The sequence below is a fragment of the Helicobacteraceae bacterium genome, assembly GCA_031258155.1.
GTDB lineage: Bacteria > Campylobacterota > Campylobacteria > Campylobacterales > SZUA-545 > JAIRNH01.
On the sequence record JAIRNH010000066.1, the window covers coordinates 11,916 to 36,049 of the forward strand.

A 24,134-nucleotide genomic window follows, 5' to 3' on the forward strand; every position below is an offset into this window, starting at 1 on the left:
TTACACTCTTCTTCGTTTGGGCGGTCTGCAACCGTTGTGCGGCAACGGCGTTACGTCTTTGAGAGAGGTTACTTTGATTCCGTCAAACGCGCCGACGCTCTTTATCGCCGTTTCGCGCCCGCCGCCCGGACCTTGAACGCGAATCGCAACCTCTTTTAATCCCGCTTCTTTGGCTTTCGCCAGCGCGTTTTCCACCGCCTGTTGCGCGGCGTAAGGGGTGGATTTTTTGCTGCCCTTGAAACCCAAACTACCCGCCGTAGTCCAGCAGATCACGTTACCCGCTTCGTCGGTTACGGTTATGTTGGTGTTGTTAAAGGTCGCGGCTATATGCACCACTCCCTTGCCTATGGTCTTTTTAATCTTTTTGCGCGTCGTTCGCTGTTGTTTTGTAGCGGTTATCGCCATTAGCTTGTTTCCTTATGCTTCTTTGGGCTTAGAGCCTACGGTTTTGCGCTTGCCTTTGCGGGTGCGCGCGTTGGTTTTGGTTCGCTGACCGCGAACGGGCAAACCCTTGCGATGACGAATGCCGCGCAACGTTTTAATGTCTATAAGGTTTTTAATGTCCATAGCCGTGCGCTTTCGCAAATCGCCCTCGATCGCGTAATTGCGAAGCTCTTTTGTGAGGGCGGCTACATCGTCCTCGCTTAGATCCGCCACGCGCTTATCGGGGCTAACCCCCGTCGCCGCGAGCGCTCTAAGAGAGGTGGCGCGTCCAACGCCGTATATATAGGTCAAACCAAACTCGATTCGTTTCTTTTTGGGCAGATCGACGCCCGCAATACGTGCCATTTATCCTTGCCTTTGCTTATGTTTTGGATTCGCGCAGATAACGCGCGCGACTCTTTTGCGTTTAATAACCTTACATTTATCGCACATTTTTTTAACGCTTGCTCTAACTTTCACGTCTTTTCCTTTTTCTAGTAGCCGGCAATGAAGGGCGGAATTTTACCATTATAAACATTAAAATCTACTTATAACGATAAATTATTCTGCCTTTGTCTAGGCTATATGGCGTTAGCTCCACCTTAACCTTATCGCCCGGCAGTATGCGGATATAGTGCATACGCATTTTGCCGGCGATATGGCACAAAATCACGTGCTTATTCTCCAACTCCACGCGAAAAGTGGCGTTGGGAAGCGCCTGATTTACGATTCCGTCAATCTCTATTACGTCGTCTTTTGCCAATTGGTAAATCCTTACGCTACTGATAAAATCTCGGCTCTGCCGCCCATTATCGCCACGGCGTGTTCGTAATGACTGCCGTTAAGCCCGTCCTCGCTCGTTACCGACCATTTATCGGCGAGTATTTTACTTCTGCCGCTTTTTTGGCAGATCATCGGTTCGATGCAAAAAACCATGCCCTCTTTGATCTTTGGTCCCTGCGTAGGTTTACCTTCGACATAGTTTAATATCTGCGGCTCCTCGTGCGGTTTTCGCCCAAGTCCGTGCCCGCAATAACCGCGCAGAGGAACATAGCCTCTTGAAACGATCGACTCTTCTAAAACGGCGCTTAGCTCTTTGAAACGCATGCCCGCTTTGATCGAGTCAATCGCCTCGTAGAGCGTCTCTTTGGCGCAGTCGATCAGCTTTTGATCGGCTTGCGAAATCTTGCCCACCGGCAAAGTTACCGCCGCGTCGCCATACCAACCGTTTAGCTCTACGCCTATGTCCAGCCCAAGAATATCGCCCTCTTTAAGCGGCGTATCGTCGGGAACGCCGTGAATGATCACCTCGTTTTTTGAGGTGCAGATCGCGCCGGAAAAGGGCGGTTGGTATAGCCCTTTAAACGACGCGCGCGCGCCGTTTTCGACGATAAAGCGCTCCGCCTCTCTCGCAAGATCGTTTGTGGTCGCGCCCTCTTTTACGAGAGCGCCCACGCGCTCGAGCGTCCTCGCGACCAATCGATTTGCCGCGCGCAAGCCGGCGATCTCGTTTTTGTTGCGAAGCGCTATCGCCATCTTGCTATAAACCGACCGCGCTAAGCGTCTGATAGCGGCTCATATAGATCTGCGCCTCGATTTTGCGCATCGTATCTAGCGCCACTTGCACCACGATCAGCACCGCCGTGCCGCCGAAATAAAACGGCACGCCCATAGATTTGACCAACACCCACGGAAGAGTGGAGATGATCGCCAGATATATCGCGCCCCAAAACGTCAAACGGCTTGCGATCTCGCTTAAATACTCCGAGCTGTGCTGTCCCGGACGCACGCCCGGAATAAAGCCGCCTTGCCGTTTGAGATTTTCGGCTATGTCCTTAGGGTTAAAGACGATCGAAGCGTAAAAATAGGCGAAAAATATCACGAGCAAAAAGGTCGCGAAGTTAAACCAATAGCCGTCTGGACTTAAGAGGTCTCGCGCGAAACGCACGTATTCGTTCTCGCTCGCCTGTAACAGCGTAGCGGGAAACATCAAGATCGCGCTGGCAAAGATCGGCGGTATAACGCCGCTTAGGTTGATCTTGATCGGAATATAGTTCATAACGCGCTTGTTCTGACTTTCGATTATTACTTTGCGGGAGTAGCTAACCGGCACGCGCCTTTCGGCAAGCTCCACATAGATAATCGCCGCCACTGTTAGCAGCATAATCGCCACGATGGCGATCGCGACTAAAAAGTTCATCTCCGCGCTGTTGATAAGTCTGATCGTCTCGTCGATAGCGCTCGGAATCCCCGCGACAATGCCGCCGAAGATGATAAGGCTGGTGCCGTTACCCACGCCGCGCTTGGTAATCTGCTCTCCGATCCACAACAAGATCATAGTCCCAGCCGTCATTGAAGCGGACGCTAACGCGACAAAGACGTTCATATCGAGCATAATCGGATTTTTGCCGCCCTCTCCCGAAAGACTGTTTAACCCGATCGCCACGCCAATTGACTGAACTAAGGCTATGCCGACGGTCATATAACGAACGATCTGCATATATTTCTGCATGCCGTCGCGCTCTTTTTTCAGTTTGCCAAGCTCCGGAAAGGTCGCCGCTAAAAGCTCCATAATAATAGCGGCGGTAATGTAGGGCATAATGCCTAAGCTGATAATGCTAAGGCGCTCCACGGCGTTGCCGCTAAACATATTATAAAGCCCCAGAGCGTCGCCCCGATGAGAGTCGAAAAGCTCTTTGATAACCTCGACGTCAACGCCCGGCGTAGGCACGTATGCAAGCACGCGGAAAATAAATAAAAATCCTAAGGTGATTAGGATTTTATTAACTAGGGCTTTATCCATCGCTTATTTTTTGGCGCCGGAATAGGCGACCGCTTCGTCTTTGATCTTTGGCGCCAGCGTTTTGGCTTCCGAACCGATCAGCTTAACTTTTTTAGCCGACTTTGGCGCCAAACCAGCCTCGATCAAAGCCGCGATTGTGATCTCGGCAAGCTCCTTAACCGCGGGAAAGCGATCCACGCTGATCGCGTAAGGTTTGCATATATGCGACGTGAAACCGACTTTTGGCAAACGGCGATACAGAGGTTGTTGTCCGCCCTCGAAGCCCGATTTGTAACCGCTACCCGTTCTAGCGTGCTGACCTTTGGCGCCGCGTCCGGCGGTTTTGCCATGTCCGCTGCCTTGTCCGCGACCTATACGCTTAATTTTTCGGTTTGAACCGGCTGCGGGATTAAAATTTTCAAGCATTGCAGCTCCTTATTTCTTTAGTTGTTCCAGCGCAAGGCAGGTAGCGCGAACCACGTTAGCCGCGTTGTTGCTTCGCAACGATTTAGTCAGAATATCTTTCACGCCCGCAAGCTCCAGCACAGGGCGGACGGCGCCGCCGGCGATAAGCCCCGAACCCTCCGCGGCAGGTTTCAAAAGCACGACGCTCGCGTTGAACTTGGCTTGCACCTCGTGAGGGATCGTCGTCTTTTTGAGATCGACAAAAATCATATTCTTAAAAGCGTCGTCCACCGCTTTGCGAACCGCGTCGGGAATCTCTTTGGCTTTGCCCACGCCGTAGCCCACGCGCCCTTTTTTATCGCCGACGACGACAAGCGCGCTAAATCTGAAACGGCGACCGCCTTTTACCACTTTGGTTACGCGCCCGATATTGACGATCGCCTCTTCAAACTCTTCGCGGTTTAACGCTCTTATTTCGCTTTGCTGCATTATTAGCCTTTACAGTTTAATCGCGTTTTCGCGAAGCGCGTTAGCAAACGCCGCCACAACGCCGTGATAGAGATAGCCGTTGCGATCAAAAACGACCGTTTCGATCTTTTTTTCTTTAAGCAGTTTGGCAAACGCTTTGCCAGCCGCCGTCGCGCCCTCTTTGTTGCTTGCCGCGCCGCTCGCCTTGCCGTCAAAAGCGGCGATTGTTACGCCGTTCGCGTCGTCGATCGCCTGCGCGTAGATGTAGCGGTTGCTTCTAAACACGCTGATTCTTGGTTTGCTAGCGACGCCGACAAGCCTAGAACGGATACGCGCCTTGCGGCGAGCGCGCGTCGCGGTTTTTCGTTTTAAATTTTTTTCGGTCATATTAAAGCCTCTTAATTACTTTTTAGCGGTTTTACCGGCTTTTCTAAGGATCGTTTCGTTCGCGTAACGAACGCCTTTGCCCTTATAAGGCTCCGGTCCTCTAAAGCCGCGTATAATAGCCGCCACCTGACCGACCTGTTGCTTGTCGGCGCCTTTAATTGAAACGCTTACGCTCTTATCCACCGCGATCTCCACGCCTTCGGGAATCTCGTAGTTAATCGGGTGAGAGTAGCCGAGCAACAGCTCCAGCGTTCTGCCTTTTACAGCGGCGCGGTAACCCACGCCCGTAATTTCCAGATTTTTCTCAAAACCCTTCGTCAAGCCCTGAACAATATTGTGAGCCAAAGCCCTATAGGTTCCCCAAAACGCTTTGGACTGCTTGGTTTCGTCTTTTGGCTTGAAATGCAATTTGCCCTCTTCAAGCGTTACCTGCACGTTGCCCAGCGTATCGAGCGTTTTAACCTGTTTCGCGCCCTTAAACTCTATGGTGTTGCCGTTAATTTTCGCCTCTACGCCTTTAGGCAGAGCGATCGGCGCTTTTCCTATTCTAGACATTGTTAATCCTTACCATACGGTGCAAAGCGCTTCGCCGCCGGCGTTTTGCGCGTGAGCGTCGTCGTTGCTAAGCACGCCTTTTGAGGTAGATATGATTATCGTTCCAAAACCGTGCTTGAACTTTTTAACGTCTTTAGCCGAAACGTATATTCTACGACCCGGTTTGCTGACGCGCTTAATCTCGACGATCGCGCTTTTGCCGTCGTCGCCGTATTTCAAAAACACGTCGATATAACGTTTAACGTCCGATTCGTCGGCTTTGAACGAATCGATATAGCCTTTTGCCTGCAAAACGCCCAAGATAGACTCGACCGTTTTAGAATACAGAAGTTTAGTCGCCTCTTGGCGGCGCAAAGCGGCGTTACGAATACGGGTAATAGAATCGGCGATAATGTCGTTCATTTTTTTCCTTACCAGCTTGCTTTACGAACGCCCGGCAACAACCCTTCGTTCGCCATCTTGCGCAGACATACGCGGCATATGCCAAAATCGCGATAAACCGATTTCGGACGACCGCAGATTTGGCAGCGCGTATAGCCGCGCACCGCGAATTTAGGCTTGCGCGCCGCTTTAACTATAATTGACTTCTTTGCCATCTCTTCCTCTCTTTAGCTCTTCTTGGCGAATGGAAAGCCAAGTTTTTCAAGCAGCGCCAAAGCCTCTTTGTCGCCCCTTGCCGTAGTAACGATCGAGATATTCATGCCGTGAATCTTCACAACGTCGTCGTAATTTATTTCCGGAAAGATCAGCTGTTCGGACAACCCAAAATTATAGTTGCCCGCGCCGTCGAATCCGCTTCTTGGCAGACCTCTGAAATCCTTGATGCGCGGCGCGGCGATCGAGATAAACTTCTCTAGGAAGTTATACATCTGCGCGCCGCGAAGCGTTACGCGAACGCCCACGTTCATACCCTGTCTAATCTTGAACGTCGCGACCGATTTTTTAGCTTTAGTAATCACCGCTTTTTGACCGGCGATCAGGCTGATCGTATCGGCGATATTTTGCATCAGCTTCTGATCCTTGCCGCCCTCGCCGCTTCCAACGCTAATAACGATCTTCTCTAGTTTAGGTAGAAGCATCGGATTGGCTAATCCAAGCTCTTTGGATAATTCGGGCTTCAAAGCGGCGTATTTCGACCTTAATTGAAACATACTAGCCCTCGACTTTTTTAATGTTAGAGATATGGATCGGCTTCTCTTTGCCAATAAATCCGCCCTCTTTGTTTTTGTCGTTAGGTTTGATCGCCTTTTTAACGACTCTCACGCCCTCGACAATCGCAAGCGAATCTTTTGGTAAAACGCGCAAAACTTTGCCCTCTTTACCTTTGTCGTCGCCGGCGATCACCCTAATCGTATCGCCTTTTTTTATATCAAACTTAGGCATCACAAAACCTCCGGAGCGAGCGAAACGATCTTCATAAAGTTGGCGTAGCGCACCTCGCGCCCAACAGGACCGAAAATGCGCGTGCCGATCGGCTCTTTTTTCGCGTCGATAATCACCGCCGCGTTGTCGTCGAATCGGATCAGGCTGCCGTTTTCGCGGTGCGTCTCTTTGCTGACGCGAACGATCACCGCTTTGACGACCTGACCTTTCTTCACCTTGCCGTTTGGAACGGCTTTTTTCACGCTTGCAACGATTACGTCGCCAAGCCCCGCGTAGCGGCGTTTGCTACCGCCCGGAACCTTGATGCACATAATCTCTTTAGCGCCGCTGTTATCGGCGACGTTAAGACGAGTAAAGCTCTGTATCATGCAAGCGCCTCCGGTCTGACGTAGGATTTAAGCCTAAAGTTTTTACTTTTGCTGATCGGGCTTGTTTCCACCGCCGTTACCTTATCGCCGATTTGAAGCTCGTTCTTTTCGTCATGCACCTGAAAGGCGCTAAATCGTTTAACGATCTTGCGATACCTTGGGTGCAAAACCCGTCTTTCCACGCGGATCTTTGCGCTCTTATCGCCGCTTTTGGAGACGACGACGCCCTGAATTTCGCGTTTATGCGCGGCTGCTTTTTCGCTCATTTGCTCTCCCTTGCCTTAGCCGACAGCGCGGTTTGAATCCGCGCGATCTCTAATCGTTTGCCTTTGATTTCGCCCGTATTGGTAAGCTGCATCGTCTTTAACTTTAACCGCAACGAAAATAACTGCGTCTTTTTCTCTTTTAAATCTTTTAACAGCTCTTCTTGACTTTTGGCTCTTATCTCGGCGTTAAGTTTCTGGCGCTTAGTCAGATACTCTTTGCCGCCCGCCTTTTTCTCAGTATAACTCATGTTCGGCTCCCGCGCTTACGATTTTAGTTCTTAGCGGCAGTTTGCTGGCGGCGATGGTAAGCGCCTCTTTAGCCAGCGCGTTCTCGATGCCCGCGATCTCGTATAAAACGCGACCGCGCTGAATGTTCATCACCCACTCCTCTATGCCGCCTTTGCCTTTACCCATACGAGTTTCAAGCGGTTTTTTAGTCAAAGGCTTGTCGGGAAAGATTCTAATCCACACCCTGCCCTGCCGTTTAATATGCCGTGTCATCGCAACGCGCGCCGCCTCGATCTGGCGGGAGTTGATTCTGCCGTTTTCGACGGCTTTCAATCCCAAATCTCCGTTGGCTAACTCGGCGCCGCGGTTAGCCTGCCCGCGATTGCGCCCTTTCATCATCTTGCGATATTTGGTTTTTTTGGGCGTTAACATATCGGTTACTCCCCTTTATCTTCTGTTTTTCTGCGTCTAGGCGAGCGCCTTCTCTCGCTCTGCTCTTCTTTAGGCTCCGACGCGGTTTCCGCGTCGGCTTGAATACCTTTGGCAAGCACTTCGCCCTTAAATATCCACGTTTTTATACCGATCACGCCATAAGTGGTATGCGCCTCCGCAAAGCCGTAATCGACTTTGGCGCGAAGCGTATGAAGCGGCACCCTGCCCTCCAAATACCACTCCCTGCGGGCGATCTCCGCGCCGCCCAAACGACCGCTGACTTGAACGCGAATGCCTTTAGCGCCGCCTTTTAAAGCCGCCTGCATCACCTTTTTCATCGCGCGGCGGAAGGCGACGCGCTTTTCGAGCTGCGCGCCTACGTTTTCGGCGGCAAGCTGCGCCGACAGTTGCGGACGGCGCTCCTCTTTGATATTGATGATCACCTCTTTTTTATTGACCAGATCGGAAACCTCGTTTTTGAGCTTATCGATCTCTTCGCCTTTTTTACCGATCACAAGTCCGGGGCGAGCGACCACAAGAGTAACTTTCAGCTTTTTGATCGTCCGCTCGATAATAATATCGCTGACGCCCGCATAGTAGAGCTTCTTTTTCAGAAAGTTGCGCACTCTGTAATCTTCGCCAACGTTCGCCGCTCGAGAGCTTTTGCCCGGAAACCAACGCGACTTCCAGTTGGCGTTGATCCCAAGCCTTAGACCAATCGGATTAGTTTTCTGACCCATTACTTATCACCCTCTTTTTCTACTTCCACCAAAATATGCGAAGTCGGCTTTCTAATCGGCGTGGCGCGTCCGCGAGCGCGGGGCGTAAAACGCCGTAAAACGGCGGCTTTATCCACGCGCGCGCTTTTTACGATCGCCTTATTCGCGTCCAGACCGGAGTTGGCTATCGCGCTGGCAAGAACTCTATAGAGAACGCGAGCCGCTTTGTTTGGCATAAATTGCAATCCCGCGAGCGCTTTTTCGGCGTTTAAGCCTTGAATCTCGCGCGCGATCAGCCGCGCCTTCGTCGGAGATAAACGAACATACTTTAATAACGCTCTGCTCATTTTACTTTCCTATCTTCTTTTGGACGCTGCCCTTATGCCCGTGAAAGGTGCGGGTAGGCGCGAACTCGCCGAGCTTATAGCCGATATGGTTTTCGGTGATATACACGGCGACGTGATCGCGCCCGTTATGCACCAAAAAGGTTAGCCCCACGAAATCGGGGCTGATCGTGCTTCGGCGCGACCATGTTTTGATCGGCTTGGAGCTGTTCTCTTTTTTCGCTTTATGCACCTTAGCGAGAAGGTGCGAGTCGATAAACGGACCCTTCTTTGTTGATCTAGCCATTGTTACCTCGCGCCTTTCTTGCGTCTAGTGATGATGTAGCGGTTGCTTGCTTTAGTTTTCTTGCGGGTTTTTAAACCTTTGCACTGCTGACCCCACGGGGAGACCGGCGGTCTGTGTCCGTTGGATTTGCCCTCGCCGCCGCCGTGCGGGTGGTCGATCGGGTTCATCGCCGAACCGCGCGTCTGCGGACGAACGCCCAAATGACGATTGCGCCCCGCTTTGCCGATCACGCGGTTTGCGATCTCCGCGCCGCTTACCACGCCGATCGTCGCCATACACTCGCTTAGCGTTTTGCGCGTTTCGCCGCTAGGCAGACGAAGGATCGCGTATTTGTCTTCGCGCCCCATCAGCTGGGCGAACCCGCCCGCCGATCGCGCCAACTGCGCGCCTTTGCCGGGCTTTAACTCGATATTGTGAACGATCGTCCCTACGGGAATGGATTTTAGTTTTAGAGCGTTGCCCGAGACTATGTCCAATCCCGCTTCCGCCGCCTCGATTGAATCGCCCACCTTCAACCCTTCGGGCTGAATGATGTAGCGTTTATCGCCGTCCTTATAAAAGATCAGCGCGATTCGAGCGTTGCGATACGGATCGTATTCGATCGCCGCGACCCTGCCCGACACGCCAAACTTATCGCGCTTAAAATCGATAACGCGATAGAGCTTTTTCGCCCCGCCCTCTTTGTGGCGGGAGGTGATCCGCCCGTTGTTGTTGCGCCCCGAAGTAACGGGCAATTTAACCAGCAACTTGCGCTCGTTCGCCTTAGCGGTAATATCCTTATTGTCCAATCCCGACATATAGCGGCGAGAAGGGGTGTAAGGTTTGTATGTTTTTAACGCCATCTTTGTCTCCTTACGCCGTTAGCGCTTCGATCGCCGCGCCTTCAGGCAAGGTTACGAAGAACTTTTTAAGATCGCTGCGTTTTCCTATCACGCCGCGAAACCGCTTGGTTTTGCCGCGAACGGAAGTCGAATTGATCTTCTTGGGCAAAACGCCGAAATAAACGCGAAAAAGCTCTTTGAGCGAGTTCTTGGTGATCTTCGGCGAGGTTTGCACGACGACTACTCCCCGCTCTTGCAGACCGAGAGATTTTTCCGTATAGAGAATGGATTTAATATCGGTGATGTCCGCCATCTCAGTCCTCTTTTATGATTTGTTCAAGCGCCGCTTTTTCAATAGCGATCACGCGGTAGCTCGCGGCGATATAGGCGTTAAGCTCGGAAACCTGCGCTAGGTAGTGCGAGGGCAGATTTCTAAACGCCAGATAATTTTTATCGTTCAGGCTCGATACGACAAACAGCCCGTCTCTTGGAGCGATCTTTTTAGCGATCGTAGCTGCCTCTTTGGTTTTGCCGCTTTCTACGCTAATTGAATCGACGACAAATAGCGCGCCTTCGCTCGCCTTTTTGTTGAGCGCGTATAGCAGAGCCAAGCGTTTCTGCTTCTTATTTACCTTCTGATCGTAGTTGCGGGTGTTTTTGGGTCCAAAAGCCGCGCCGCCGCCTACGAAAGTCGGACCTTTTAGCGAACCTTGTCTAGCGCGACCGCCGCCTTTTTGCGCAAACGGCTTCTTGTCCGTTCCGCTAACGACCGCGCGCGTTTTGGTGTGCGCGCCGTTTTGCCGAATGGAGCTTAAAAACGACTTTGCGTATAGATAAAGATTCTGCTCGCTGATCTCTTCATATTTTTCGGGCAGAGCGAACTCGCCCGCCTTTTCAAATTGCGCGTTTAATATCGTTGCTTTGCTCATTTAATCACCTTCGCGCGACCTAAAGCGCCGTTTGGTCCCGGCACGCTACCCTTAACGACTATAACTTTGCCGTTGTTATCAAAGTCAAGAGTTTCGCTTTTGATCGTTACCTTTTCAACGCCGTAATGTCCCGCCATCTTGCGCCCTTTATGCACGCGCCCCGGTTCGTCGCGGTTGCCGATCGAACCGCTAGTGCGGTGAAAACGGCTGCCGTGCGCGGCGGGACCGCCTTGAAAGTTCCAACGTTTAATCAAACCGCTAAAGCCGCGCCCTTTGGTGTTGAAAGAAAGTTTCAAAATAGCGCCCTCTTTCAGATCGTCGTAGCTTTGATCGCCCTCTTTCGCGCCGCTAGCGTCGATTGTGGCGAAGCGGTTAAACTCCTTAGAAAGCCCGTATTTTTTTTGCGCGCCGCCGATCGCCTTGTTAAACTTTTTGGCGTTGGAGTAGGCGACTAACGCCTTACCGTCCTCGCGGGAAGCTACAATCTTGGCTTCGCGTATTTTTAAGAGCGTTACCGCTTTGGCTTTAAGCCCCAACGTTCTGCTCATTCCGATTTTTTCTACGATGTATTCCATTATTTCGCCTTCTGATTCATAGAGCGAACCTCCACGTCCACTTCGGGAGCGAGGTCAAGTTTCATCAGAGAATCAACCGTGTCGCTAGTGGCGAACTCGATGTCGATCATTCTAGTATGAACGCGGGTTTCAAACTGCTCGCGCGAATCTTTATTGACGTGCGGCGAACGCAGAACGGTATATCTGCGGATTTTGGTCGGAAGCGGCACCGGACCAATTAGTTCCGCGCCGGATCGCTTAACCGCGTCAACGATCGCGCCGACGGATTTGTCCAATACGCGGTGATCGTAAGCTTTTAGCTTTAGTCGTATTTTTTCCATAATCGCGTTTTTCCTTGAATAGTTTAGAAAGCCTAACGAAGCGGGTTTAACGCCTTTTACGCGCAGGATTTCCGAAAATGGAAGCGCAATTCTAACCGCCGATCGACGAAAAATCAAGAGTTGGCGGCTATTTTATTTCCTTTTTATAAGGAAATGATATGTCTAACTATAGCGCGATAAGCGCGGCGACGCGCATTTAAGACGTGTAATTTTCGCCGTATCCTCCGCGCGATCGCGAAAAATCGAGCGCCAAAATAAGCGCGCGGAGAGAAAAACTTAGCGATCAGGGTTTCGTATATTGCGAATATGCGATCGGTAGTTGCTAGAAAAATTGTGCGTTCCGTCCGCGCCGCGAACGAAGTAAAGGTAATCGCTTTTAGCGGGATTAAGCGCCGCGTTGATCGCCTCTAAACTCGCCATCGCCACCGGAAAAGGCGGCAAACCGCGTTTTTTGTAGGTGTTGAAATCGCTGGAGTCGGATTTGATTCGTTGAGGCGTTACCTTTTGGTGCGAAAAATAGCCGTAATTCAGCGTTCCGTCCATCTGAAGACGCATATTTTTTTTCAAGCGGTTATATATAACGCTCGCCACAAGCGGCATTTCGGCGTTGTTCGCCGCCTCTTTTTGGACGATCGAAGCGATCGTTACGATTCTAAACCAGCTCTTTTCGTCGTATTTGCCAAAATGCGACGCGGCGCGTTCCTTATGTAGCCGCATAGAGGCTTTGAGCAACGATTCCACCACCTCCTTTTCCTCCGCGCCCTTCGCGATCCGATAGGTATCCGGAATCAAAACGCCCTCTTCCAACGGCGCGTTTTCGTCGTATATCTTGCGCATCAGATCGGCGTTTAGATTCAGCTTTTGAGCGATCAGATCAAGCGCCACGACCGTCGTTTCGCCCGGAATTAACACGATCTCGTCGTAAGCGGTTTTGCCGCCGACAAGCCCTAAATAAAAATCGAGTTTCGAGGCGTTTTCCTCTCCAATATCAATCAAACCGCGCTTGGGCATTCCAAGAGCGCGTATAAACCATAAATCCAACTCGTTGAGATCGACGCCGTTCATTTTAAGTTGCGCTATAATCGGGCGCAAAGCTCCGGGCGCGATCTGCACAAAACGCGAATGTTCAAGCCGCTGAGCGAAATAATACGAGAGAAACATGATAATCAAAAGAGCGATCGTAGCCGCCGCCAAAACGGTGGCGGTAATTTGCGTCTTGTTTATTTTCACCTTAATCATCTGTATAGGCGTTCTCTTCTTTGGGGTGAGTTTTGAAAAGCTGGATTTTAGCCAATTCGAGGTTCGCGACGTAGAGCTAAAAATCAATCCGAAAATTGTTTTGTCAATCGACGAACTTGTGTTGCGCGATCCGCCAAAAGAAAAAGAGGCGATCGATTCGGAGGCTACGCTTAGAAACGTAGAGGCGGCGTTTTTGGCGTTAATGCTAACCGATCGCCTAGAGATTAAACGCGCGAACGTTCAAGGGGTAGAGACGCGGATTGTATATGAAAACGGCGAGTTTGCCGTTTCCAACGAAAAGGGGCGCGCGCGATTTACGCTAGGCTGGCTAGAGGGGGCTGGGGCGGCGTTTGAGCTTACGGACGCGCAATACTTGGAATTGGGGCTAAACGTTCAGGCAAACGGGTTTATCAGCCCTATTACGAGACGATTTTCTATCGACGCTAAATATCAATCGCCCTACGCTTCGGGCGAATTGAGCGCGTCGGGGGACGCCAAACGCGCCGTTTTGCGCGTTAACGACGCGCGATTTAACTTCAAAGATTACGAAGGAGAGCTATCCGGGCTCGCCGAGGTCGATTTGACGCAAAAAAAAGGCTCTTTCGCGGGAAACGCGCGCGCGCTAGATATTCGCGGCGCGGTGCGCGCCAATTACGAGGGCGACCTGATTCTCTTTACGCTCCTAGACGCGGAGGCGGAAAGTTTGGAGAAGCTATCTCGCGCGATAGCGATCGACGATAGCGCGAGAAAGTGGGTTCACGGAAATATCGTAGCGGAGAGCTTTAGAGCCAATCGTTTCGCTATGGAGCTGAATCTAACGACAATGAAACTAAACATACCGACCCTATTTTTGGACGCGACGGCGTATAACGCCGAAATTCGTTTTCACCCAAATCTACCCGCCGCGCTCGCCGAAGAGGTAAAAGTCGCGATCAATAAAGGCGTTTTGAAAATTACCGCCGACAACGCCGACTACGAAGGGCAAAAAGCCGACGCTAAAGTTGTTATAGATCGACTCGCGGTTGAAAACGGCAAGAGGCTGAGTCTGAAAATCGACACGTCGGCGCTATTTAATAAGTCGATGCGCGATCTGATCGCCGCATACGGCGCGAACGCCGCCATAGTTCAACTAAGCGGCAACAACGAGGCTAGTTTCGAGCTTGAAACGCCGCTGTCCAATACGGACGATCTGCATTTTCAAGCGGCGCTTGTTACGGAGGACGGCGAGTTCGAGATAGCGGGAATGCCGGTTAGCTATCGCGACGCGAGAGCTACAATCAACGATTCAAATATAACGATTGAAAAATTCGAGGCGATTATCCCGAACGTTCGCTCCGCCTCGATTGTCGGTCTGGTGGAAGCAAAAGAGAGAAGGTTTTCGCTTAACATAGATATTAAAGGCGCAAACGCCCTAAACGGAAAGGGGGCGCGTTTCGATCGTCTTAAAACAAACCTGCTAGGCGAATGGAACGATAAAAGAACGCTGTTAAAATTGGACGATTTTGCCACCGAGTTATCGCTAGTCGGCGAACGCGCGGAGATTAAAGCGAGCGATTTAAAACGATATAAAGCCTATATCCCGTTGATGGAGCTTTTGAATATAAACGGCGGGACGCTAAAGCTGGTAAAAGATAACGGCGGAGTGGTCGCCGATTTTACGATCGACATCGGCGCTACGATACTCTATAAAGACGAACAGCCCGTTAAAAACGTCGTCGGGCGTTTCAAAAGCGATAAGGACGGCAGCTATTCGCTAAAACTGTTGGACGGCGCCTTTATGAGGGAGGCAAACGAGGATTTTGTAAGAGTAACGATGAGCGGATTGGAGATAGACGCTCTGGAGCTTATCGATTTCGCAAAACGCAGACAAGCCGCGCTCAACGCCGACGAATTAAGCCAAGACGGCAAGCCGCTGTTCGTTTTCGGCGATAAAAGCGGCGTGCGTTTCAAAGACAGGCGCTTTGCGAGCGACTGGTTCTCGTTTTACCAAGAGGGGGAGAAATTCGAGGGAAAGATCAAAAAAGACGGCGCGACTATGACGATCAGCCGCGATCGCGGCGATATAACCTTTCGCGGAGAACATATAGGAAGCGATTGGGTCAGAGGATTGAGCGGCGTTAAGATGAGCGGCGGCGAATGGGATTTTAGCGCTTACGGTAGCTTGAATAGCGAGGACGTTTACGGAATTATCCGCATAAGAGAGACGACGATCGAGGAGGCGAGACTATTTACCAACGTAGTGGCGCTAATCAACGCCCTCCCCTCTTTAGCGCAGTTTAGATCGCCCGGTTTTACCTCTAAGGGCTTTAAGATAAACGACGGCGTGATTGAGCTCTATTACGCAAGCGACACTTTATACTTCAACGCGGCGCGTTTTACCGGAACGAACACGGATATTTTGGCGCAAGGCAGCATAAACGTCGATAGCGGCGAGGTTGATATATACGCGGCGGTTCAAAGCGCCAAATCGTTAAGCTCTCTCGTTTCCAAAATACCGATTGTCGGCTATCTTTTTACGGGCGACGGCGGAAAAATCGAAAACGTCTTGCATATTACGGGCAATATCGACGATCCAAAAGTGGAAACCGCGCTGGCGAGAGAATTTATCTTTTATCCGGTCGGCGTCCTAAAACGCACGCTAACCTTACCGGTTAAACTATTTGAATAGGCAAACGTAAGAGAGCGCCTTTCAGGTTTTGCAAAATAGCGAATACGGGGTTTTAGCGTCGATACGGCTTCGCAAAACCTTGCCGATAGTCCCGTTTGAACTTCTGTTTGCCGTTGATTGCGCATTTTAACGCGCGGCTTCATACTGTCCGATACGCTTGAACGCGCTTTCCTTATTCGTTTTTACGAGAAACGCGGACGTTTTTATGCGGATATGGGCAAGCAGCCGATAGTTTGGCGGGGTTTTGCATCTCTATAACTCAAAACCGCCGCGGCTATAAAAATGGCGATAAATCCAATTTATAGAGGAGCGGCGAACGCTGGTATGCCCCGAACAGGACTCGAACCTGTCGCCTCAAGCTTAGGAAGCCTGCGCTCTATCCGGATGAGCTATCGGGGCAAAGGACGCGATCTTAGCAAAACGATCATAAATGTCCCGAAATTGGGAAACTTTCAAACCTCTTTCAAATATGTATATGCGGTTGTTATAGCGGAGACCTCTTTATCTGTCAGGCTAAAACAACGCTAAATATTTAGCGAAATAATATTTTCGTTTGCCGCCGGCGTTCAATTGATTAATAACGCCAAGTTTTACCAAATCGTTAAGCAGTTTATGCGCGGTTACTCTAGATTTTCCTATAATCTGCGTAATCGCGTTTGCATCGACGATCGGTTGCGAATACAACGTATCCGTAACTTTCTTGGCGTCTGACATTCTTTTGCCAAAATTCTTAAACAGTTCGTCAATCTCGTTTTTTAATCGCAATATGTCGTCAAAGGTTTTTATGCCTTTTTCCGCCGTTTCTATCACTCCGGTCAAGAAAAAACTAAACCATTGAGCTATATCGCCTCGAGTCCGAACGCTCATCAAATTATCGTAATACAAATCCCTATGCTTTTCAAAGAAATCCGAAAGGTATAAAATAGGACGTTTCAGATCGCCTTTGTCAATAAGATAAAGCGTAATCATCAAGCGACCTACTCTGCCGTTCCCGTCCAAAAAAGGGTGGATTGTTTCAAATTGATAGTGTATCAGCGCTATTTTCAACAAATTGGGCAAATTAAGCGAATCATTGTTCGCGAATTTCTCCAAATCGCTCATTAGAGAGCCTATCTCCGCATGAGGAGGCGGCACAAACCTAGCGTCGTTAATCGTCGCGCCTCCGATCCAATTTTGACTAACGCGATACTCGCCGGGAGACTTATGTTTGCCTCGAACGCCTTGCAACAACGTTTTATGCGTCTTCTTAATCAACCTGCTTGAAAACGGCAGGCGTTCTAGCGACAATACCGACTCGTTCATAGCGGCGATATAGTTTTGAACCTCGTCCCAGTCCTCCCGCTTTTGCGGATCAATATCCTCTTTGGCGACAAACGCGTCCTCTATGGAGGTTTGAGTCCCTTCTATGCGGGAAGATTGAGTGGCTTCCTTGACTATATGCATACGAATATATAGCTCGATATCTACATAATTTGAATACATATCAAGTTTTCCAAGCAGACGATCGGCTCGACTTAGTAAATTGACGATACGCATATCATTGATCGTCCATTCTCGATTGACGGCGCTTGGAATAAACGCTTTGTAATAGCCCTGCTTAACGTAACCGCCCGGTTGAAAGTTTTGCATAGTCTGTTTGCCTCCAAGAATAACGCGTTAAGTTTAGCGGGTCTAAACTTAACAAACCTGTCATATAGTTAAGTTTAGAGGCTCCAAACTTAACAGATTGCGACATAAAAAGACTAAAATTGTTGTAGCGCAAATGAGCGGCGCGGTTTTTGACGTGGCGCGATCAGTCGCGATCGCCCTTTGCCCGCGCGTTTTTATAATCCAGAACAAATTGGTTGATTTGCGCGAGTATCTGATTGTTGCGCGCCTCTTTCGCGTTATTTGACTTGCGCCCAATCGTTTCGTTTAGCTCTTCATCGCTTGGATAATCGTCGTTAATCTTTCTTAGAACCATCAAAGATTGTCTGTGTTGCCCCAACTCGATTGATTCGTCAAAAGGCGAGCCGTCGTATATATCAAAAATCTCTTCGCAACGCCAGCCCTTTAAGAGTAGCGGCAGTCTGATTTTGCCGTAGATTCTATGCAAATTCCAGCAGAGCAAGTCTTTGCCCAGCGGAACGCCCAGAAACAGAATCCCGCCCTCTTTAAGCGAGTTATGCGCCGCCTTCATAGCTTTGAGATCGCCTATTGGATCGATCGGATCGCCGTAACGTCCCAGCCCGTCATGCTCGAACGAAGAGTAAGAGATGGCAAAATCGGTTTTCAAGTCTTTCTTGTTTAGCTCCTCATGGGTTAAAACCTCTATTTGCGGATGATCGCAGATAGGTTTATTGTAATCTACGACATAAACTTTGCGAGCGTTGTTGTAGATGGACAACGCCTCGCAGTTGCAACCTGCTAAACCCCAAACAAGAACCGTTTTATCGCTAAAGGTATATCTTTCAAACGCGGCGTAAAAGGCGTTTATCTCTGCGCCGTAATACCTAAACGATCGATTTTTAATCTGTTTGAATACCTTTTTATATTCTTTAGCGCTATTATGAACGGCGCCGTCGCCATTTACTTCGGCGCAATAACTATACGCTACCTTTATAGCGTTGTCGAGGGTAAAATCAGGAATAAGATTTTGCGGTATAGTATTGGGAGGTAGGGGGAGAGGCGGGGCGAACGACAATAATTGCGGCTCTACAAGCGATCTGTCCAGCGCCCATATCAACTTTTTTATGCCTTTGCGGATAAAGCCAATTTTGGCCAGTCGCCTCGCTAATTTTTTCATCAAACAAGCCTTTACGCGGTTTTTAACGCCGCCATTGTAACCGCAACGCCTTTATTTAGATTTTGGTTTTGGCGCGGGCGGCGGATTATCTTATCTTGCGCGGCGCCAAGCGGGGTTAAAGCGCGGCTAACGAGATTGGCGGGTAATTTGACGCTATAAAGCGTTTTTGGCGCCAAATCGCGCAAGAAAGAAAGCTTGATATTTGACAAACTAATCGAGACGGGGCGAAAAATCGCCCCAAAAATGCGGCGTAAAGTAAATTTTGCGGCTTTTTGGCGCGTTTTTGCAGGTCGTTTAATGGCAGATTAAGGATTGCAAGATAGAATTGCACGCTCAAACTTCGGGCTGGTTTAGCTCAGTTGGTAGAGCAGCTGCCTTGTAAGCAGCAGGTCGGGGGTTCAAGTCCCTTAACCAGCTCCAGTTTAGTTGTTTGGCTTAAAACGAGAAACAGCGTTTTACCGCGCTGGATTTGCGTTAGGCGTTACAAAGGCGCGTAGCGACGCGCAGGTTTAGGATTACGAAGCGGTTAGCCGCAAGTAAGCCGGTGAGATTCCCGAGCGGTCAAAGGGGACAGACTGTAAATCTGTTGGCTCTGCCTTCGAAGGTTCGAATCCTTCTCTCACCACCACAAAACGCCTATCTTGTTAGCTTAGGATTTTAGGTTTTAGTAAAATTAGCCTAGAATACGAGCTTAAACGCGGGAGTAGCTCAGTTGGCTAGAGCATTAGCCTTCCAAGCTGAGGGTCGCGGGTTCGAGTCCCGTCTCCCGCTCCAAGACGCAGTCCGGATTGATCGGGAGCTGGCATAGCCCGCCTTTCCCCCGATTTGCGCCGTTTCCAAATTAAGCCTGACTTTGAAGGTTGGTTTTAGCCGAGCTTGCCAAAAGGGGAAGCAAAACAAAGCCTAAAAAGAGCAAGCAAGGCGCCCATATAGCTCAGAGGCAGAGCGCTTCCTTGGTAAGGAAGAGGTCGGAAGTTCAATTCTTCTTATGGGCTCCATTTGACGAGCTAAACGAAAGAAAACAAAACGAAAGGATACAAAAATGGCAAAAGAGAAGTTTGTCCGCAACAAGCCGCACGTTAATATCGGCACGATCGGACACGTTGACCACGGCAAGACCACGCTGACGGCGGCGATTACCGTTATTCTGGCGAATAAATACGGCGGCGAAAAGAAAGCCTACGATCAGATTGACAACGCGCCAGAAGAAAAAGAGCGCGGCATTACAATCGCGACCAGCCACGTCGAGTATGAAACGTCAAAACGACACTACGCGCACGTCGATTGTCCCGGACACGCCGACTATGTGAAAAACATGATTACGGGCGCGGCGCAGATGGACGGCGCGATTTTAGTTATCGCGGCGACCGACGGTCCTATGGCGCAAACGCGCGAACATATCCTGCTAGCTCGTCAAGTAGGCGTTCCATATATCGTCGTGTTCCTCAACAAAGAGGATCAGCTCGACGAAGGCGAAAGAGCGGAAATGCTCGAACTTGTCGAAATGGAAGTTCGCGAGCTACTAAGCTCCTATGAGTTTCCGGGCGACGACACGCCTATTATCGCGGGATCGGCGAAACTCGCGCTCGATGCGGGCATGGACAATAAAGAGAACGAATGGACGGCGAAGATCTTTGATCTGATGGATAAGATCGACGAATACATTCCGACTCCCAAACGCGACACCGACAAACCTTACCTGATGCCAATCGAAGACGTTTTCTCTATCTCCGGACGCGGCACGGTCGTAACGGGCAGAATCGATCGCGGCGTGGTAAAAGTAGGCGAGGAAGTCGAAATTATCGGTCTGCGCGAAACCCGCAAAACCGTCGTTACCGGCGTCGAGATGTTCCACAAAGAGATGGAGCAGGGCGAAGCGGGCGATAACTGCGGCATTCTTTTGCGCGGCACGAAAAAAGAGGAGGTCGAGCGCGGTATGGTTCTAGCTAAGCCCGGCACGATCAACCCGCACACCGAATTCGAGGCTGAAATCTACGTGCTGTCTAAAGAGGAGGGCGGTCGCCATACTCCGTTCTTTGCCGGTTACCGCCCGCAGTTTTATATCCGCACGACGGACGTAACGGGCGCGGTTTCTCTGCCCGCAGGCGTCGAGATGGTTATGCCGGGCGATAACGTAAAGGTCTCTTGCTCTCTGATCGCTCCGATCGCTATCGAGGAAGGCACTCGCTTCGCTATTCGCGAAGGCGGCAGAACCGTCGGCGCGGGCGTAGTAACTAAGATCAACAAGTAAGGTTCGGTTATGCGCGATAAGATCGGGCTAAAGTGCGCGGAGTGCGGCGATATTAACTACACTACCACCAAAAACAAGAAAGCTCACCCCGACAAGGTAGAGTATAAAAAGTATTGCCCGCGTCTGAAAAAGCACACGGCGCATAAAGAGACGAAGATATAGCGCTTTAGAGCCGTTCTCGTTTTCGCGAATGAGAACGGCGAAAAGCAACCTTCGTTAGAGCTTTGACGGGTCAAGCGCGTTTAAGCGGCGAATGGCGTTTAAACAAACGCGCTTGGCGCAAAAGAGCAAGCTAGGGTAGTAGCTCCAACGGTAGAGCGGCTGATTCCAAATCAGTAGGTTGTGGGTTCGAATCCTACCTACCCTGCCATTAGGCGGATATGAGGATGTAAATGGGAAAACTAATTAGTTATATCAGGCTCTCTCGCGCCGAGTTGAGCAAGGTTATATTCCCCTTGTCTATGCAGGTTAAGAGCGCGTTCATAGCCGTGTTTGCGGTGGTAACAGTGATCACGCTCTTTTTGGCGTTAGTCGATCTGTTGATGGGTTTCGGCGTTTCGTCGATCATAAGCGAAGGATAAATCGTGTCGCAAAAATGGTACGCGATCCAAACCTACTATGGAAGCGAGCAGAGCGTAAAACGATCTATCGAGCGTCTGCGCGACGAACTCTCCATTTCCGATCGTATTTTCGAGATCGTCGTCCCAACCGAGGACGTTATTGAAATCAATAAAAGCGGCAAACCTAAAACGACCGAGAGGTGCCTATATCCCGGATACGTTTTCGCGCAACTAGAGTTAGATAACGATCTGTGGCATCGCATTCAGTCGCTTCCAAAGGTTTCGCGGTTTATAGGCGAGGAGAAGAAAGCCGCTCCGCTTCAAGAGAAGGACATTCAGCAGATTCTGGAAAAGGCGCGCAACAAAGGTCCGGCGAAACACAAGATATTCTTCGATACCGCCGAGCAGGTGAGGATTATCGACGGTCCGTTCGCCAATTTTACCGGCGTCGTCGAAGAGTATGAAGCCTCGTCGGGCAAGTTGCGTCTTAACGTGTCGATCTTCGGTCGTTCAACGCCCGTCGAGATTGAATACGCAAAAGTCGAGAAGATGATTTAAGAAAGGCAAGAAAGGATATTAAAATGGCTAAAAAAGTCATAGGGCAGATCAAGCTGGTTATTCCGGCTACTCAAGCAAAACCCTCCCCTCCGGTGGGTCCGGCGCTTGGTCAAAGGGGCGTTAATATAATGGCGTTTTGCAAAGAGTTCAACGAAAAAACCAAAGATATGGCGGGTTGGAATCTGCCTGTCGTGATCACGGTTTACGAGGATAAGAGCTTTTCGTTTATTACCAAGCAACCGCCGGTTACCGATCTGATCAAAAAAGCCGCCGGTATTGAAAAAGGCGCGGCAAACCCGCTTAAAAACGTCGCGGGCAAGATCAGTAAAGCGCAGATTCAAGCGATTATTAAACAGAAGATTGTCGATATGAACGCGATCGACGAGGCGGCGGCGTTCAAAACTATCGCAGGCTCCGCTCGCAGTATGGGCGTTCAGATAACGGATTAGGAGTTAAAACATATGCCCAAAGTAGCTAAACGCATACAAAAACTTAACGACGCGCTGGAAAAAGGCGCGATCTATACGCTAGACAAAGCCTCGCAAAAGATCGGCGAGCTAAAAAGCGCGAAGTTTGACGAAACGGTGGAGCTTGCCGTTTGGCTTAACGTCGATCCGCGCCACGCCGATCAGATGATCAGAGGCGCGGTCGTTTTGCCGCACGGCACGGGAAAAACGGTGCGCGTGGCGGTTTTCGCCAAAGGCGATAAAGCTAAAGAGGCGCAAGAAGCCGGAGCCGACATTGTGGGCGAAAACGATCTTGTCGAAGATGTGACCAAAGGCGTCGTCAATTTCGACGTCGTGATCGCCACGCCGGATATGATGGGCGTAGTAGGCAAGATCGGGCGTATTTTGGGTCCAAAAGGGCTTATGCCAAACCCGAAAACCGGCACGGTTACGCAAGATGTGAAAACGGCGGTCAAGAACGCTAAAGGCGGTCAAATTAGTTTTAAGGTCGATAAAAAAGGCAACATCCACGCCGGCATTGGCAAGGCGAGTTTTTCTAGCGATAAGATCAAAGAAAACGCCGAAACGCTAATGCGGGCGCTAAATAGAATGAAGCCCGCGAGCGCGAAGGGTAGATATGTGAAAAAGGCGGTTATGAGCCTCACTATGTCGCCCTCTATTTTATTGGACGTAAACGAGTTAACGGAACTGCGCGGCTAGAACGCTCGGTTTTGATTTCTGTAGGCTAAAGACAGCGGGCGTTTAGGCGACTAAACTTAATCCAGCCCGCCGAAGTTTGTCGGAAAGGAGTTAAATGACAAAAACAGAAAAAGCGGAAATCATCGATTCTTTGACGGAGGGATTCAAAAACAGCGACGCCATTTTGGTCGCCGATTTTAAGGGTCTTACCGTCGCGGAGTTCGAGGATCTCAGAAATCATGCGCGAAAGATCGGGGCGTTTACGCGCGTGTCCAAAAACACGCTCGCCGCGATCGCGCTGAAAAACGCCGGTAAAGAGGGTTTGACTCTTAAAGACGGCAACGTCTTTATTTGGGGAAACGACGGATTAAACCTAATCAAAACGATTAGCAAATTCGCCGAAAACTCCAAAGAGAAGTTTGTCGTTAAACAGGGTCATATTGATAACAAAGTCGTTGACGCGAGTTATATTGAAGCGCTTGCTAAACTGCCCTCTAAAGAGCGGCTTATCGGCATGTTGCTGTCGGTGTGGAGCGCGCCGCTACGCGGTTTTGTTACGGGTCTTGACAATCTGTCTAAAAAACTCGCCGCCTAAAACGCGGCGTTAGCTAAATTAAAACGAAAAGGAAAGAAATGGCGATCACAAAAGAAGAGCTGCTTGAGTATATCGGCAAATTAACCGTAATCGAGCTTAACGATCTCGTTAAGGCTTTTGAAGAGAAGTTTGGCGTAAGCGCCGCTCCGACCGTAGTCGCGGGCGCGGCAAGCGTCGCCGCGGACGCTCCGGCGGCGGAAGAGAAGAGCGAATTTACCGTTCATCTTAAATCCGCCGGCGAGAAAAAACTCAACGTTATCAAAGTCGTTCGAGAATTGACGGCTATAGGGCTTAAAGAGGCGAAAGACCTCGTGGAAAGCGCTCCGGCGGTAGTCAAAGAGCACGTATCCAAAGCCGACGCCGAAGAGTGGAAAAAGAAACTTGAGGAAGCCGGCGCGCAGGTTGAGCTTAAATAACCTTAGCCGTCGCGTATTTTAGGCGATCTGTTTTATGATCGCCTTTTTGTTTCAACGCTTCGACTCTCTCGTTTTGCGTAGGTTGCCAAAAAGCGAGCTTTTTTGGCGGGAGAGTCTTAACCTCGCGCGTATCGATTGTGCGCGCTCGAATCATAAACTTGAGCCTTAGAACGTCTAAACGGACGATCACGCCGTCTTTCTTGACATTTGCGCGTCGTAAAGACGC

39 protein-coding genes and 6 tRNA genes are annotated in these 24,134 nt (G+C 50.2%); 14 read left to right on the top strand and 31 right to left on the bottom strand.

The window, feature by feature from the left end; translation table 11 throughout:
- The 27 genes from rpsK to mltG all read right to left on the bottom strand — a co-directional run bounded on the left by rpsK (nt 1) and on the right by mltG (nt 12,930).
- Nucleotides 1–405 (bottom strand): 30S ribosomal protein S11, encoded by a 405-nt coding sequence (rpsK, locus tag LBF86_08980; protein ID MDR0665635.1) that lies wholly within the window; start codon nt 403–405, stop codon nt 1–3.
- A gap of 12 nt (nt 406–417) precedes the next feature.
- Nucleotides 418–789: a 30S ribosomal protein S13 gene (gene rpsM / locus LBF86_08985; GenBank protein ID MDR0665636.1), complete on the bottom strand. Its 372-nt coding sequence runs from the start codon at nt 787–789 to the stop codon at nt 418–420.
- Nucleotides 790–903, bottom strand: coding sequence for a 50S ribosomal protein L36 (gene rpmJ, locus LBF86_08990; protein ID MDR0665637.1), 114 nt, complete (start codon nt 901–903; stop codon nt 790–792).
- A 64-nt stretch (nt 904–967) separates the two neighbouring features.
- Nucleotides 968–1,186, bottom strand: coding sequence for a translation initiation factor IF-1 (gene infA / locus LBF86_08995; GenBank protein ID MDR0665638.1), 219 nt, complete (start codon nt 1,184–1,186; stop codon nt 968–970).
- An 11-nt stretch (nt 1,187–1,197) separates the two neighbouring features.
- Nucleotides 1,198–1,959: a type I methionyl aminopeptidase gene (map, locus tag LBF86_09000; GenBank protein MDR0665639.1), complete on the bottom strand. Its 762-nt coding sequence runs from the start codon at nt 1,957–1,959 to the stop codon at nt 1,198–1,200.
- Nucleotides 1,960–1,963: 4 nt separating this feature from the next.
- Nucleotides 1,964–3,226, bottom strand: a complete 1,263-nt coding sequence (gene secY, locus LBF86_09005; GenBank protein ID MDR0665640.1) for a preprotein translocase subunit SecY — start codon at nt 3,224–3,226, stop codon at nt 1,964–1,966.
- Nucleotides 3,227–3,229: 3 nt separating this feature from the next.
- The gene (gene rplO / locus LBF86_09010) at nt 3,230–3,631 is read right to left on the bottom strand and encodes a 50S ribosomal protein L15 (protein ID MDR0665641.1); all 402 of its coding nucleotides are present in this window, start codon (nt 3,629–3,631) and stop codon (nt 3,230–3,232) included.
- A 9-nt stretch (nt 3,632–3,640) separates the two neighbouring features.
- Nucleotides 3,641–4,084: a 30S ribosomal protein S5 gene (gene rpsE / locus LBF86_09015; GenBank protein ID MDR0665642.1), complete on the bottom strand. Its 444-nt coding sequence runs from the start codon at nt 4,082–4,084 to the stop codon at nt 3,641–3,643.
- Nucleotides 4,085–4,108: 24 nt separating this feature from the next.
- Nucleotides 4,109–4,465: a 50S ribosomal protein L18 gene (gene rplR, locus LBF86_09020; protein ID MDR0665643.1), complete on the bottom strand. Its 357-nt coding sequence runs from the start codon at nt 4,463–4,465 to the stop codon at nt 4,109–4,111.
- A 15-nt stretch (nt 4,466–4,480) separates the two neighbouring features.
- Nucleotides 4,481–5,020 carry a 50S ribosomal protein L6 gene (rplF, locus tag LBF86_09025; GenBank protein ID MDR0665644.1) on the bottom strand — a complete coding sequence of 180 codons (540 nt, stop codon included), beginning with the start codon at nt 5,018–5,020 and terminating at the stop codon, nt 4,481–4,483.
- Nucleotides 5,021–5,029: 9 nt separating this feature from the next.
- A complete protein-coding gene (gene rpsH, locus LBF86_09030; protein MDR0665645.1) occupies nt 5,030–5,422 on the bottom strand; it encodes a 30S ribosomal protein S8 in 393 nt (130 codons plus the stop codon).
- Between the two features lie 8 nt (nt 5,423–5,430).
- Nucleotides 5,431–5,616 carry a type Z 30S ribosomal protein S14 gene (locus tag LBF86_09035; GenBank protein MDR0665646.1) on the bottom strand — a complete coding sequence of 62 codons (186 nt, stop codon included), beginning with the start codon at nt 5,614–5,616 and terminating at the stop codon, nt 5,431–5,433.
- A 12-nt stretch (nt 5,617–5,628) separates the two neighbouring features.
- Nucleotides 5,629–6,171, bottom strand: a complete 543-nt coding sequence (gene rplE, locus LBF86_09040) for a 50S ribosomal protein L5 (GenBank protein MDR0665647.1) — start codon at nt 6,169–6,171, stop codon at nt 5,629–5,631.
- A gap of 1 nt (nt 6,172) precedes the next feature.
- Entirely contained in the window at nt 6,173–6,403 is a 231-nt protein-coding gene (locus tag LBF86_09045) for a 50S ribosomal protein L24 (protein ID MDR0665648.1), read from the bottom strand.
- Nucleotides 6,403–6,771: a 50S ribosomal protein L14 gene (gene rplN / locus LBF86_09050; GenBank protein MDR0665649.1), complete on the bottom strand. Its 369-nt coding sequence runs from the start codon at nt 6,769–6,771 to the stop codon at nt 6,403–6,405. Before rplN ends, LBF86_09045 begins: the two co-directional genes overlap by 1 nt.
- The gene (gene rpsQ / locus LBF86_09055; GenBank protein MDR0665650.1) at nt 6,768–7,037 is read right to left on the bottom strand and encodes a 30S ribosomal protein S17; all 270 of its coding nucleotides are present in this window, start codon (nt 7,035–7,037) and stop codon (nt 6,768–6,770) included. Before rpsQ ends, rplN begins: the two co-directional genes overlap by 4 nt.
- Nucleotides 7,034–7,216 (bottom strand): 50S ribosomal protein L29, encoded by a 183-nt coding sequence (gene rpmC / locus LBF86_09060; protein ID MDR0665651.1) that lies wholly within the window; start codon nt 7,214–7,216, stop codon nt 7,034–7,036. Before rpmC ends, rpsQ begins: the two co-directional genes overlap by 4 nt.
- A 55-nt stretch (nt 7,217–7,271) precedes the next feature.
- Complete coding sequence (rplP, locus tag LBF86_09065; protein ID MDR0665652.1) at nt 7,272–7,697, bottom strand: 50S ribosomal protein L16; 426 nt, start codon at nt 7,695–7,697, stop codon at nt 7,272–7,274.
- Between the two features lie 5 nt (nt 7,698–7,702).
- Nucleotides 7,703–8,437, bottom strand: a complete 735-nt coding sequence (gene rpsC, locus LBF86_09070; GenBank protein ID MDR0665653.1) for a 30S ribosomal protein S3 — start codon at nt 8,435–8,437, stop codon at nt 7,703–7,705.
- Entirely contained in the window at nt 8,437–8,763 is a 327-nt protein-coding gene (rplV, locus tag LBF86_09075; GenBank protein ID MDR0665654.1) for a 50S ribosomal protein L22, read from the bottom strand. Before rplV ends, rpsC begins: the two co-directional genes overlap by 1 nt.
- Before the next feature lies 1 nt (nt 8,764).
- Nucleotides 8,765–9,046: a 30S ribosomal protein S19 gene (gene rpsS / locus LBF86_09080; GenBank protein ID MDR0665655.1), complete on the bottom strand. Its 282-nt coding sequence runs from the start codon at nt 9,044–9,046 to the stop codon at nt 8,765–8,767.
- A 2-nt stretch (nt 9,047–9,048) separates the two neighbouring features.
- Nucleotides 9,049–9,888 carry a 50S ribosomal protein L2 gene (gene rplB, locus LBF86_09085; protein MDR0665656.1) on the bottom strand — a complete coding sequence of 280 codons (840 nt, stop codon included), beginning with the start codon at nt 9,886–9,888 and terminating at the stop codon, nt 9,049–9,051.
- A 10-nt stretch (nt 9,889–9,898) separates the two neighbouring features.
- Entirely contained in the window at nt 9,899–10,180 is a 282-nt protein-coding gene (locus LBF86_09090) for a 50S ribosomal protein L23 (protein MDR0665657.1), read from the bottom strand.
- A gap of 1 nt (nt 10,181) precedes the next feature.
- Complete coding sequence (gene rplD, locus LBF86_09095) at nt 10,182–10,796, bottom strand: 50S ribosomal protein L4 (protein MDR0665658.1); 615 nt, start codon at nt 10,794–10,796, stop codon at nt 10,182–10,184.
- The gene (rplC, locus tag LBF86_09100) at nt 10,793–11,371 is read right to left on the bottom strand and encodes a 50S ribosomal protein L3 (protein MDR0665659.1); all 579 of its coding nucleotides are present in this window, start codon (nt 11,369–11,371) and stop codon (nt 10,793–10,795) included. Before rplC ends, rplD begins: the two co-directional genes overlap by 4 nt.
- Nucleotides 11,371–11,691 (bottom strand): 30S ribosomal protein S10, encoded by a 321-nt coding sequence (gene rpsJ, locus LBF86_09105; GenBank protein ID MDR0665660.1) that lies wholly within the window; start codon nt 11,689–11,691, stop codon nt 11,371–11,373. Before rpsJ ends, rplC begins: the two co-directional genes overlap by 1 nt.
- A gap of 276 nt (nt 11,692–11,967) precedes the next feature.
- Nucleotides 11,968–12,930, bottom strand: coding sequence for an endolytic transglycosylase MltG (gene mltG, locus LBF86_09110; protein ID MDR0665661.1), 963 nt, complete (start codon nt 12,928–12,930; stop codon nt 11,968–11,970).
- On the opposite strand from mltG, the gene LBF86_09115 reads away from it, so the two are divergent.
- A complete protein-coding gene (locus LBF86_09115; GenBank protein MDR0665662.1) occupies nt 12,851–15,598 on the top strand; it encodes an AsmA-like C-terminal domain-containing protein in 2,748 nt (915 codons plus the stop codon). The two genes, mltG and LBF86_09115, sit on opposite strands and share 80 nt — an antisense overlap.
- A gap of 325 nt (nt 15,599–15,923) precedes the next feature.
- Here the strand turns inward: LBF86_09115 and LBF86_09120 are convergent.
- From LBF86_09120 to LBF86_09130, 3 genes are all read right to left on the bottom strand, one after another.
- A tRNA-Arg gene (locus tag LBF86_09120) sits at nt 15,924–15,997 on the bottom strand.
- A gap of 114 nt (nt 15,998–16,111) precedes the next feature.
- On the bottom strand, nt 16,112–17,227 hold the full coding sequence (locus tag LBF86_09125; protein MDR0665663.1) for a Fic family protein: 1,116 nt from the start codon (nt 17,225–17,227) through the stop codon (nt 16,112–16,114).
- Nucleotides 17,228–17,390: 163 nt separating this feature from the next.
- Nucleotides 17,391–18,383, bottom strand: coding sequence for a DUF268 domain-containing protein (locus LBF86_09130; protein MDR0665664.1), 993 nt, complete (start codon nt 18,381–18,383; stop codon nt 17,391–17,393).
- A 344-nt stretch (nt 18,384–18,727) separates the two neighbouring features.
- Here LBF86_09130 and LBF86_09135 point away from each other — a divergent pair.
- The 13 genes from LBF86_09135 to rplL all read left to right on the top strand — a co-directional run bounded on the left by LBF86_09135 (nt 18,728) and on the right by rplL (nt 23,908).
- A tRNA-Thr gene (locus tag LBF86_09135) sits at nt 18,728–18,803 on the top strand.
- 123 nt (nt 18,804–18,926) lie between these two features.
- A tRNA-Tyr gene (locus tag LBF86_09140) sits at nt 18,927–19,011 on the top strand.
- Between the two features lie 69 nt (nt 19,012–19,080).
- Nucleotides 19,081–19,157 (top strand) — tRNA-Gly (locus LBF86_09145).
- 149 nt (nt 19,158–19,306) lie between these two features.
- Nucleotides 19,307–19,381 (top strand) — tRNA-Thr (locus LBF86_09150).
- A 44-nt stretch (nt 19,382–19,425) separates the two neighbouring features.
- A complete protein-coding gene (gene tuf / locus LBF86_09155; GenBank protein MDR0665665.1) occupies nt 19,426–20,634 on the top strand; it encodes an elongation factor Tu in 1,209 nt (402 codons plus the stop codon).
- Between the two features lie 9 nt (nt 20,635–20,643).
- Entirely contained in the window at nt 20,644–20,796 is a 153-nt protein-coding gene (gene rpmG, locus LBF86_09160; protein ID MDR0665666.1) for a 50S ribosomal protein L33, read from the top strand.
- 132 nt (nt 20,797–20,928) lie between these two features.
- Nucleotides 20,929–21,004: transfer RNA gene (locus LBF86_09165), tRNA-Trp, on the top strand.
- Between the two features lie 22 nt (nt 21,005–21,026).
- Nucleotides 21,027–21,215, top strand: coding sequence for a preprotein translocase subunit SecE (secE, locus tag LBF86_09170; protein MDR0665667.1), 189 nt, complete (start codon nt 21,027–21,029; stop codon nt 21,213–21,215).
- 3 nt (nt 21,216–21,218) lie between these two features.
- Nucleotides 21,219–21,752: a transcription termination/antitermination protein NusG gene (nusG, locus tag LBF86_09175; GenBank protein MDR0665668.1), complete on the top strand. Its 534-nt coding sequence runs from the start codon at nt 21,219–21,221 to the stop codon at nt 21,750–21,752.
- A 23-nt stretch (nt 21,753–21,775) separates the two neighbouring features.
- Entirely contained in the window at nt 21,776–22,201 is a 426-nt protein-coding gene (rplK, locus tag LBF86_09180; GenBank protein ID MDR0665669.1) for a 50S ribosomal protein L11, read from the top strand.
- A gap of 12 nt (nt 22,202–22,213) precedes the next feature.
- A complete protein-coding gene (rplA, locus tag LBF86_09185; protein ID MDR0665670.1) occupies nt 22,214–22,918 on the top strand; it encodes a 50S ribosomal protein L1 in 705 nt (234 codons plus the stop codon).
- A gap of 94 nt (nt 22,919–23,012) precedes the next feature.
- Nucleotides 23,013–23,492: a 50S ribosomal protein L10 gene (gene rplJ, locus LBF86_09190; GenBank protein ID MDR0665671.1), complete on the top strand. Its 480-nt coding sequence runs from the start codon at nt 23,013–23,015 to the stop codon at nt 23,490–23,492.
- A gap of 38 nt (nt 23,493–23,530) precedes the next feature.
- Nucleotides 23,531–23,908, top strand: a complete 378-nt coding sequence (rplL, locus tag LBF86_09195; protein ID MDR0665672.1) for a 50S ribosomal protein L7/L12 — start codon at nt 23,531–23,533, stop codon at nt 23,906–23,908.
- Here the strand turns inward: rplL and LBF86_09200 are convergent.
- Nucleotides 23,901–24,062 (bottom strand): hypothetical protein, encoded by a 162-nt coding sequence (locus LBF86_09200; GenBank protein ID MDR0665673.1) that lies wholly within the window; start codon nt 24,060–24,062, stop codon nt 23,901–23,903. The two genes, rplL and LBF86_09200, sit on opposite strands and share 8 nt — an antisense overlap.
- Nucleotides 24,063–24,134: the final 72 nt, after the last annotated feature.

Coding starts and splice junctions, on each gene's coding strand:
- rpsK (MDR0665635.1), bottom strand. CDS start 405: ATGGCGATAACCGCTACAAAACAACAGCGAACGACGCGCAAAAAGATT.
- rpsM (MDR0665636.1), bottom strand. CDS start 789: ATGGCACGTATTGCGGGCGTCGATCTGCCCAAAAAGAAACGAATCGAG.
- map (MDR0665639.1), bottom strand. CDS start 1,959: ATGGCGATAGCGCTTCGCAACAAAAACGAGATCGCCGGCTTGCGCGCG.
- secY (MDR0665640.1), bottom strand. CDS start 3,226: ATGGATAAAGCCCTAGTTAATAAAATCCTAATCACCTTAGGATTTTTA.
- rplO (MDR0665641.1), bottom strand. CDS start 3,631: ATGCTTGAAAATTTTAATCCCGCAGCCGGTTCAAACCGAAAAATTAAG.
- rplR (MDR0665643.1), bottom strand. CDS start 4,465: ATGACCGAAAAAAATTTAAAACGAAAAACCGCGACGCGCGCTCGCCGC.
- rplF (MDR0665644.1), bottom strand. CDS start 5,020: ATGTCTAGAATAGGAAAAGCGCCGATCGCTCTGCCTAAAGGCGTAGAG.
- rpsH (MDR0665645.1), bottom strand. CDS start 5,422: ATGAACGACATTATCGCCGATTCTATTACCCGTATTCGTAACGCCGCT.
- LBF86_09035 (MDR0665646.1), bottom strand. CDS start 5,616: ATGGCAAAGAAGTCAATTATAGTTAAAGCGGCGCGCAAGCCTAAATTC.
- rplE (MDR0665647.1), bottom strand. CDS start 6,171: ATGTTTCAATTAAGGTCGAAATACGCCGCTTTGAAGCCCGAATTATCC.
- LBF86_09045 (MDR0665648.1), bottom strand. CDS start 6,403: ATGCCTAAGTTTGATATAAAAAAAGGCGATACGATTAGGGTGATCGCC.
- rplN (MDR0665649.1), bottom strand. CDS start 6,771: ATGATACAGAGCTTTACTCGTCTTAACGTCGCCGATAACAGCGGCGCT.
- rpsQ (MDR0665650.1), bottom strand. CDS start 7,037: ATGAGCGAAAAAGCAGCCGCGCATAAACGCGAAATTCAGGGCGTCGTC.
- rplP (MDR0665652.1), bottom strand. CDS start 7,697: ATGTTAACGCCCAAAAAAACCAAATATCGCAAGATGATGAAAGGGCGC.
- rpsC (MDR0665653.1), bottom strand. CDS start 8,437: ATGGGTCAGAAAACTAATCCGATTGGTCTAAGGCTTGGGATCAACGCC.
- rplV (MDR0665654.1), bottom strand. CDS start 8,763: ATGAGCAGAGCGTTATTAAAGTATGTTCGTTTATCTCCGACGAAGGCG.
- rpsS (MDR0665655.1), bottom strand. CDS start 9,046: ATGGCTAGATCAACAAAGAAGGGTCCGTTTATCGACTCGCACCTTCTC.
- rplB (MDR0665656.1), bottom strand. CDS start 9,888: ATGGCGTTAAAAACATACAAACCTTACACCCCTTCTCGCCGCTATATG.
- LBF86_09090 (MDR0665657.1), bottom strand. CDS start 10,180: ATGGCGGACATCACCGATATTAAATCCATTCTCTATACGGAAAAATCT.
- rplD (MDR0665658.1), bottom strand. CDS start 10,796: ATGAGCAAAGCAACGATATTAAACGCGCAATTTGAAAAGGCGGGCGAG.
- rplC (MDR0665659.1), bottom strand. CDS start 11,371: ATGGAATACATCGTAGAAAAAATCGGAATGAGCAGAACGTTGGGGCTT.
- rpsJ (MDR0665660.1), bottom strand. CDS start 11,691: ATGGAAAAAATACGACTAAAGCTAAAAGCTTACGATCACCGCGTATTG.
- LBF86_09115 (MDR0665662.1), top strand. CDS start 12,851: ATGATAATCAAAAGAGCGATCGTAGCCGCCGCCAAAACGGTGGCGGTA.
- mltG (MDR0665661.1), bottom strand. CDS start 12,930: ATGATTAAGGTGAAAATAAACAAGACGCAAATTACCGCCACCGTTTTG.
- LBF86_09125 (MDR0665663.1), bottom strand. CDS start 17,227: ATGCAAAACTTTCAACCGGGCGGTTACGTTAAGCAGGGCTATTACAAA.
- LBF86_09130 (MDR0665664.1), bottom strand. CDS start 18,383: ATGAAAAAATTAGCGAGGCGACTGGCCAAAATTGGCTTTATCCGCAAA.
- tuf (MDR0665665.1), top strand. CDS start 19,426: ATGGCAAAAGAGAAGTTTGTCCGCAACAAGCCGCACGTTAATATCGGC.
- rpmG (MDR0665666.1), top strand. CDS start 20,644: ATGCGCGATAAGATCGGGCTAAAGTGCGCGGAGTGCGGCGATATTAAC.
- secE (MDR0665667.1), top strand. CDS start 21,027: ATGGGAAAACTAATTAGTTATATCAGGCTCTCTCGCGCCGAGTTGAGC.
- rplK (MDR0665669.1), top strand. CDS start 21,776: ATGGCTAAAAAAGTCATAGGGCAGATCAAGCTGGTTATTCCGGCTACT.
- rplA (MDR0665670.1), top strand. CDS start 22,214: ATGCCCAAAGTAGCTAAACGCATACAAAAACTTAACGACGCGCTGGAA.
- rplJ (MDR0665671.1), top strand. CDS start 23,013: ATGACAAAAACAGAAAAAGCGGAAATCATCGATTCTTTGACGGAGGGA.
- rplL (MDR0665672.1), top strand. CDS start 23,531: ATGGCGATCACAAAAGAAGAGCTGCTTGAGTATATCGGCAAATTAACC.
- LBF86_09200 (MDR0665673.1), bottom strand. CDS start 24,062: ATGATTCGAGCGCGCACAATCGATACGCGCGAGGTTAAGACTCTCCCG.